8 protein-coding genes are annotated in these 6,938 nt (G+C 65.0%); 6 read left to right on the top strand and 2 right to left on the bottom strand.

Annotated elements, in window-relative coordinates; translation table 11 throughout:
- A partial coding sequence (locus VGQ94_00120) for an alternative thymidylate synthase (GenBank protein HEV2020913.1) occupies positions 1–240 on the bottom strand: 240 nt, incomplete at its 3' end.
- Positions 241–438: 198 nt separating this feature from the next.
- Between VGQ94_00120 and VGQ94_00115 the strand changes: the two genes are divergently transcribed.
- A complete protein-coding gene (locus tag VGQ94_00115; protein ID HEV2020912.1) occupies positions 439–1,320 on the top strand; it encodes a hypothetical protein in 882 nt (293 codons plus the stop codon).
- A gap of 243 nt (positions 1,321–1,563) precedes the next feature.
- Positions 1,564–2,439: a dihydropteroate synthase gene (folP, locus tag VGQ94_00110; protein ID HEV2020911.1), complete on the top strand. Its 876-nt coding sequence runs from the start codon at positions 1,564–1,566 to the stop codon at positions 2,437–2,439.
- Between the two features lie 50 nt (positions 2,440–2,489).
- Here folP and dtd read toward each other — a convergent pair whose 3' ends face one another.
- The gene (dtd, locus tag VGQ94_00105) at positions 2,490–2,939 is read right to left on the bottom strand and encodes a D-aminoacyl-tRNA deacylase (GenBank protein HEV2020910.1); all 450 of its coding nucleotides are present in this window, start codon (positions 2,937–2,939) and stop codon (positions 2,490–2,492) included.
- Between the two features lie 109 nt (positions 2,940–3,048).
- On the opposite strand from dtd, the gene VGQ94_00100 reads away from it, so the two are divergent.
- From VGQ94_00100 to VGQ94_00085, 4 genes are all read left to right on the top strand, one after another.
- Positions 3,049–4,347 (top strand): amidohydrolase, encoded by a 1,299-nt coding sequence (locus VGQ94_00100; protein ID HEV2020909.1) that lies wholly within the window; start codon positions 3,049–3,051, stop codon positions 4,345–4,347.
- 61 nt (positions 4,348–4,408) lie between these two features.
- Positions 4,409–5,740: an amidohydrolase family protein gene (locus VGQ94_00095; protein ID HEV2020908.1), complete on the top strand. Its 1,332-nt coding sequence runs from the start codon at positions 4,409–4,411 to the stop codon at positions 5,738–5,740.
- Between the two features lie 88 nt (positions 5,741–5,828).
- Positions 5,829–6,074, top strand: coding sequence for an acyl carrier protein (gene acpP / locus VGQ94_00090; protein HEV2020907.1), 246 nt, complete (start codon positions 5,829–5,831; stop codon positions 6,072–6,074).
- A gap of 110 nt (positions 6,075–6,184) precedes the next feature.
- On the top strand, positions 6,185–6,938 hold a 754-nt coding region (locus tag VGQ94_00085), incomplete at its 3' end, for a beta-ketoacyl synthase N-terminal-like domain-containing protein (GenBank protein HEV2020906.1).

The following is a 6,938-nucleotide window of genomic DNA, read 5'->3' as shown; positions in this document are numbered from 1 at the left end:
AGAGCGGTGCCCGTACTGGAAGTAGAAGGTATTGAGAAACTTTTCCGCCTTCTGCTCGTTTATCTCTTTGAGGGACTCCTTCATGGAGAGCGCCGAGCGCGAGTACTTGGCCATGGCGTAGGCCTGCACCTCGGGCTCCACACCGTACAAGGCGAAGACGTTCACTTCGGGGACGCTCGAGGGCGTCTCGCTCTTGGGCTCTTCGGTCTTCAGGGATGGAGAAGCGTCGGCGCCGGGCATGAGTTCGAAGGGAACCTCATGGTACTGCGGCCCCGCCCGCCTCGCAATGCGGGAAAACGCTGGCCGCCGCGGGGACGCGAAAACCCGGCAAATCCCGGATTTGAGAGTATGATTAACCAAGTGATGTTTCGACGACCCGGCTGTTATTCTGTTGCCTGGGCCGCCGGAATTCGTTTATAAAAGTGGATTGGGTCTTGCATGAAAAAACTGCTCTCCTACACTCTGTTGGCAGGACTGTTGACCCCGGCATTCCTGCTGGGCGCTTCCCCTCGGGCTGAGGCCAAGTCTAAGATGCCCAAGGTGTTGCAGGTCCAGACGGACACCCAGGCGCCCCCTGCCCGCCCGCCCGCCGAGCTCCCGGTGGAGGCGCCGAAGTCCGACCTGACGCTGGTGGCCCCGGTGGCCGTCGCCCCGATGAGTCCGGAGGTGGCGCTGGAGATTTACGAGCGTCGCGCGGCCTGGCAGGGCGCCTTCCTGGCCTCCTACTCCGCCGTCACCGTGATCGAGGCCGACCTCCCCGACCAGTTGCAGAAGGGACGCTACGAGTTGCAGCGCACCTACTCCGCTCCCCACACCCTGAAGTTCAAGGCGGTGAGTTTCACCGGCGACGGCTTCGTCAAGACCAACGTAATCCACCGCTTGATGCAATCCGAGGTGGACCACGTGGAGAAGGAGCAGGGCCCGGAAACCGCCATCACCGCCCGCAACTACAAGTTCAACTACAAGGGCGTGAAGGAGATTGACGGGCGCCAGGTGCACGTCTTCGAGGCCAAGCCGCGGGAGAAGCGCGTGGGCCTGTTCAAGGGCAAGATTTACATCGATATGCTCACCGGCACTCTGCGTCGCGTCGAAGGCCAGGCGGTGAAGTCGCCCTCCTTCTTCGTCAACAAGATCGAGTTCACTAGCGACTACGCCGATTTCGGCATCTTCACCTTCCCCGTGCACCTGCACTCCTCCGCCAAGACCCGCCTGGTGGGCCGCGCCGTGGTGGACGTCTCCATCAGCGACTACCAGGCCCAGGGCGTTTCCGTCGAGTCCGCAGGCCCCGCCACCCCGGCGCCGGTTCCCGGCGTCAAATAGCCGCCACCAGGCTGCGTTGACTTCTCGTCGTGGCTCCTCTGCCCTCCCGTCCGGCTCTCTCCTTACTAGCTGTCATCCTGCCTCTCAGCCGAGCGAAGCGAGCCCTGAGCGAAGTCGAAGGGGAGGGAGGGCTCCCGCGCGACTTCTTCAGCGCGGGAAACCCGAGTCGAAGGATCTTGGGTTTGCCGTTCGAAACATGAGCAAGGCCGGCGACTCGCCCGCGCGCTGGTAGAATCCGCTCTCATGCGCCCCCTGTTTTCCTGGCGATTGCGGACCCGCGAGCTGGCTCTGGGAGAGCGCACCCGGGTGATGGGCGTGCTCAATGTCACCCCCGATTCTTTCTCCGACGGCGGCCAGTTCCTCGCGCACGACCGCGCCGTCGCTCACGCTCTGCAAATGCTCGAGGAGGGCGCCGACATCGTGGACATCGGCGGCGAGTCCACCCGCCCGGGCTCGGAAGCTCGCGTCCCCGAGGCGGAGGAGCTGCGCCGCGTCCTCCCGGTGATCGAGCAGGTGCGGCGCGAGCACCCCCATGCCCTGCTCTCCATTGATACCTACAAGTCCGCCGTGGCCCGCGCCGCGGTCGAGGCCGGCGCCGAGATCGTCAACGACGTCAGCGCCTTTCGCTGGGATGCGGCCATGGCCAAGACGGTCGCAGAACTCAAGTGCGGCGCCGTACTCATGCACATGCGCGGACGTCCGGAGGAGTGGCGCTCGCTCCCGCCAGAGGAGAACATGGTCGGCCGCGTGATGCGCGACCTGGCTCACTGGACCCAGGAGGCGCTCGACGCCGGCGTCGCCCGCGAGCGCGTCGTGCTCGACCCCGGCTTCGGCTTTGGCAAGAACTTCGAGGAAAACTACCCGCTGCTGGCCCGCTTCCAGGAATTTCACCAGATGGGCTTTCCGCTGCTCGCGGGAACCTCGCGCAAGTCTTTCATCGGTCGCGCCCTGGCGCGCGACGGGAAAGACGCCCCACCCGACCAGCGCCTCCACGGCTCGCTCGCCGCCATGACCGCCTGCATCCTCAAGGGCGCGCAAATCGTCCGCGTGCACGACGTGAAGGCGTCGGTCGAAGCGGCGAAGATCGCTGACGCGGTTCTGGCGGCGAAGGCAGAGTGAGAGCTCGACAGCCTGCTTGACTCCTTCGTGTCCCTTCGTGCCCTTCGTGGTTAAAAGGTCTTCTCCGAATCCAGCAGAATCGTGACCGGGCCGTCGTTGACCAGCTCGACCTCCATCATCTCTTGGAACCGCCCCGTTTCGCAGCGCAGGCCGGCGGCGCGCAGCTTCTCGACGAAGTACTCATAGAGCTTCTGCGCCTGCTCGGGACGCGCGGCGCGGATATACGACGGCCGGTTCTGGCCGCGGGCGTCGCCGTAGAGCGTGAACTGGGAAACCACCAGCGCCGCGCCACCCGCGTCGCCGATGGCGACATTCATCTTGCCCGCCGCGTCGTCGAAGATGCGTAAGGTCAGGATCTTGCGGGCGAGGTACTCGGCATCGGCTTCCTTGTCTTCCTGGGCTACGCCGACCAGCACCAGCATTCCGGGGCCGATCTCGCCCACCACCTGCGGCCCCGCCCGCACCGACGCCCGCTTCACGCGTTGAACTACAGCTCGCACGCGAGGAATCATAGCGCGATTCCCCCGGCCGCCATTGCCTTGAACGATTGACTGACCGCCCGCCCACCCCTAGAATCGCCCCCTTGTCTTTTGCCAAGGAGGCCTCGACATGCGACATCCGCGCGCTCTCTTCCTGCTGAGCCTGTTGTTCCTGGCCGCAGGGACTCTGGCGGCGCAGCAGCCCGCCGCGCAGCCCGCCGCGCATAACGAAGTGCTCATCAAGAACGGCACCATCCTCACCATCACCCACGGCACCATCCAGAACGGCTCCATCTACATCAAGGACGGGAAAATCGCGGCCGTGGGCCAGACGGTGGACGCTCCGCGGACCGCCAGGGTCATCGACGCCACCGGCAAGTTCGTGATGCCGGGCATCATCGATTCGCACTCGCACACCGCGCTCGATGACGACGTGAATGAGGCCACCAGTCCTGTGGTCCCGCAGATGATGATGGAAGACGCTTTCCAGTACACCGACAAGGCCATCTACCACTCGCTGGCCGGCGGAGTGACCACGTCGCTCCTGCTGCACGGCTCGGCCAACATGATCGGCGGGCAGGCCGTGGTCATCAAGCACAAGTACGGCCTCGACCGCGAGCAGATGCTCTTCCCCGGCGCGCCGCGCTCCATCAAGTTCGCCTCGGGCGAGAATCCCAAGCGCGTCTACGGCAGCCGCCAGCAGATGCCTTCCACGCGCATGGGCAACTTCGCGGTGCAGCGCCAGGCGCTCGAGGAGGCGCGCGAGTATCTGCGCGACTGGGACGACTACAACGCAAAGGTCGTCAAGGGCGACAAGGATGCGAAAACCCCCAAGCGCGATCTGAAGCTGGAGGCGCTGGCTGACATCCTGCGCGGCAAGTTCCTGGTGCAGATCCACTGCTACCGCGCCGACGAGTTCCTGACCGAGATGGCCATCGCGCACGAGTTCGGCTACAAGATCCGCGCCTTCCACCACGCGCTGGAGATGTACAAGGTGGCGGATAAGGTCGCCGCCGAGGGCATCGGCATCGCCACCTTCGCCGACTGGTGGGGATTCAAGCACGAAGCCTTCGACGCCATTCCTTGGAACGCGGTGATGTCCATGCGCAAGGGAGTGCGCGTGGCCATCAAGAGCGATTCCAACGACTTCGCGCGGCGCCTGAACCAGGAGGCCGCCAAGACCATGCGCTACGGCGGTGCCACCGAGGACGAGGCCCTGCGCATGATCACCCTCAATCCGGCCTGGATCATCGGCGTGGACGACCGCGTGGGCTCGCTCGACGTGGGCAAGGACGCCGACATCACCATCTGGAACCACCACCCGCTCTCCAGCTACGCGCTGGTGGACCAGGTGCTCATCGACGGCGAGGTCTTCTTCGACCGCTCGCTCCCCGGCTACGGGATGACCCACTACAAGGAGGGACAGTGAAGAACAATCGGGTCATCGGGAGATCGGGAGATCGGGCGATCGGGTGATCGTGCCCCGGCTCGTGACGATCGCAACGCTTTGCTGCTTCCTCTTATGCGCGGCCGCGCTTGCGCAGAAGTCGAAGCCGGCACCGGCGAAGCCCGCGCCTGCAAAGGCGCAGGCCATCGTGCTGCGCGGCGGCAAGCTCCTGACCATCACTCACGGCACCATTGAGAACGGGGTGCTGGTGATGGAGAACGGCAAGATCACGGCCGTGGGCGCGGCGGGCGCCGTCAACATCCCCAGGAACGCGCGGGTGATCGACGTCACCGGGATGACCGTCTATCCCGGCCTCATCGACTCCGAGACCCACCTCGGCCTCACCGAGATCTCAGCGGATACGACCACCAACGACCTGGAAGAGACCAGCGACGCCATCATGCCGCACATGCACGTCTATGACGCCTTCCACGCCGAGTCGGAGCTGATCCCGGTGACGCGCATGAACGGGGTCACCAACGCCATCGTGGCTCCCCAGACGCGCGATACCTTGCCCGGGCAGGACTCGTTCGTGCAGCTCGACGGCAAGTCCAGCGAGGAGATGCTGCTGGTGCGCGATATCGCCATGCCCTTGAACTTCACCGGTGCGCAGCGGCGCAACGAGAGCTTCCAGAGCCAGAAGTTCCCCGCCACGCGCATGGGCATGGCGGCGCAACTGCGCCAGGTCTTCATTGACGCTCAGGACTACGCCCAGAAGCTCGCCGACAACGGGAAGAAGGCGGCCGATTGGGACAAGGACAAAAAGGGCGACAAGCCCTCGCCGCCCAAGCGCGACCTCAAGCTGGAGGCGCTGCTTCCTTATCTCGAGGGCAAGCGGCCGGTGGTGCTGGCGGCCGAGGAACCCAGCGACCTGAAAGTCGCGCTCAGCCTGGCGCGCGAATTCCACCTCAAGGTCATCCTCAACCACGTCAGCCACTCGCAGATCCTGCTGGACGAGATCGCGGCCACCAAGCTGCCGGTCATCGTCGGCCCCATCTACGAGACTCCCAAGGACAACGAGCGTTACGACAGCGTCTACAAGCTGCCGGCGGAGCTGGCCGCGCGCGGCGTGAAGATCGTCTTCGCCTCGTATGACGAGCACAACGTCCGCAACCTGCCCTACCAGGCGGGCTACGCGGTGGCCTTCGGCCTGTCGCACGAGGAAGCCATGAAGGCGCTCACGCTCAACCCGGCCGAGGTGTGGGGCGTGGCCGACCGGCTAGGCTCGCTCGATGCGGGCAAGACCGCCAACGTGGTGGTGGCGGACGGCGATCCGCTGGAGTTCAAGACCGACGTAAAGCATGTGTTCATCGCCGGGCGCGAGGTACCGATGGAATCGCGCCAGACCCGGCTGCGGGATGAATATACGAAGTGATCGGGGCTGCCGCGAAACGATGCGCCTTTACAGCCCTTGCCGGCGCATTTAGACTACTGGACTTACCGTCACACTAGAGGAGCGCTCGATGGCAGCCGTCGAAGACAAAGTAAAGCAGATCATCGTGGAGCAGTTGGGCGTAGATGAGGGCGAAGTGACTCCCAGCGCCTCGTTCGTGGACGACCTGGGCGCCGACTCCCTGGATACGGTCGAACTGGTGATGGCGTTCGAGGAGGCCTTCGACGTCGAGATCCCGGACGAAGACGCGGAAAAGATCCGCACGGTGAAGGACGCCATCGAATACATCGGCAAGAACGCCAAAGCCGGCAAGTGATCGCGCCTGCCGGGGCGTCCGAGCCTCGCCGCGGTCATCCCCAGCGGCCGTTGCCGCAGGCCCGAAGGGCCGGAACCCCGAGCAAAGTCGAGGGGGAAGGATCTCACTGAATGGGACGGCGCGTCGTTGTCACCGGGGTCGGACTCATCTGTGCCGTCGGCAACACCAGCGAAGAGGTGTGGAAGAACCTGCTGGCGGGCAAGAGCGGCGTCGCCCGCATCACCCACTTTGACGCCGCCCAGTTTGCCTGCCAGATCGCGGCTGAGATCAAGAACTTCGACCCGCTGAACTTCATCGAAAAAAAAGAACTCAAGAAGATGGGGCGCTTCATCCACCTGGCCCTCGCCGCCACCGATGAAGCCATGCGTTCTTCCGGCCTCGAGGTCACCCCGGAGAACGCCACCCGGGTGGGCGTGCACATCGGCTCCGGCGTTGGCGGATTCGACGTCATCGAGCGCGAGCACACCAACCTGCTCACCGGCGGCCCGCGCAAAATCTCCCCGTTTTTCATCCCCGCTTCCATCGTGAATCTGGCGGCGGGACAGGTGAGCATCCGCTGGGGCGCCAAGGGCCCGAACGAAGCCACATGCACGGCCTGCACCACCAGCGCCCATTCCATCGGCGATGCCTTCAAGATCATCGTCCGCTCGGACGCGGACGTGATGATCGCCGGCGGCTCCGAAGCCGCCATCACCCCCATGGGCATCGGCGGCTTCGCCGCCATGCGCGCGCTTTCCACCCGCAACGACGAGCCGGAGCGCGCCAGCCGTCCCTGGGACGCGGATCGCGACGGCTTCGTGGTGGGCGAAGGCGCCGGCATCGTGATCCTGGAGGAGCTGGAGTTCGCCCGGGCGCGCGGCGCCA

The sequence above is a fragment of the Terriglobales bacterium genome (genome assembly GCA_035937135.1).
Classification (GTDB): domain Bacteria; phylum Acidobacteriota; class Terriglobia; order Terriglobales; family Acidobacteriaceae; genus DASYVL01.
Note: the sequence above shows the minus strand (reverse complement) of the source record. Positions and strands in the feature narration are given on the sequence as shown.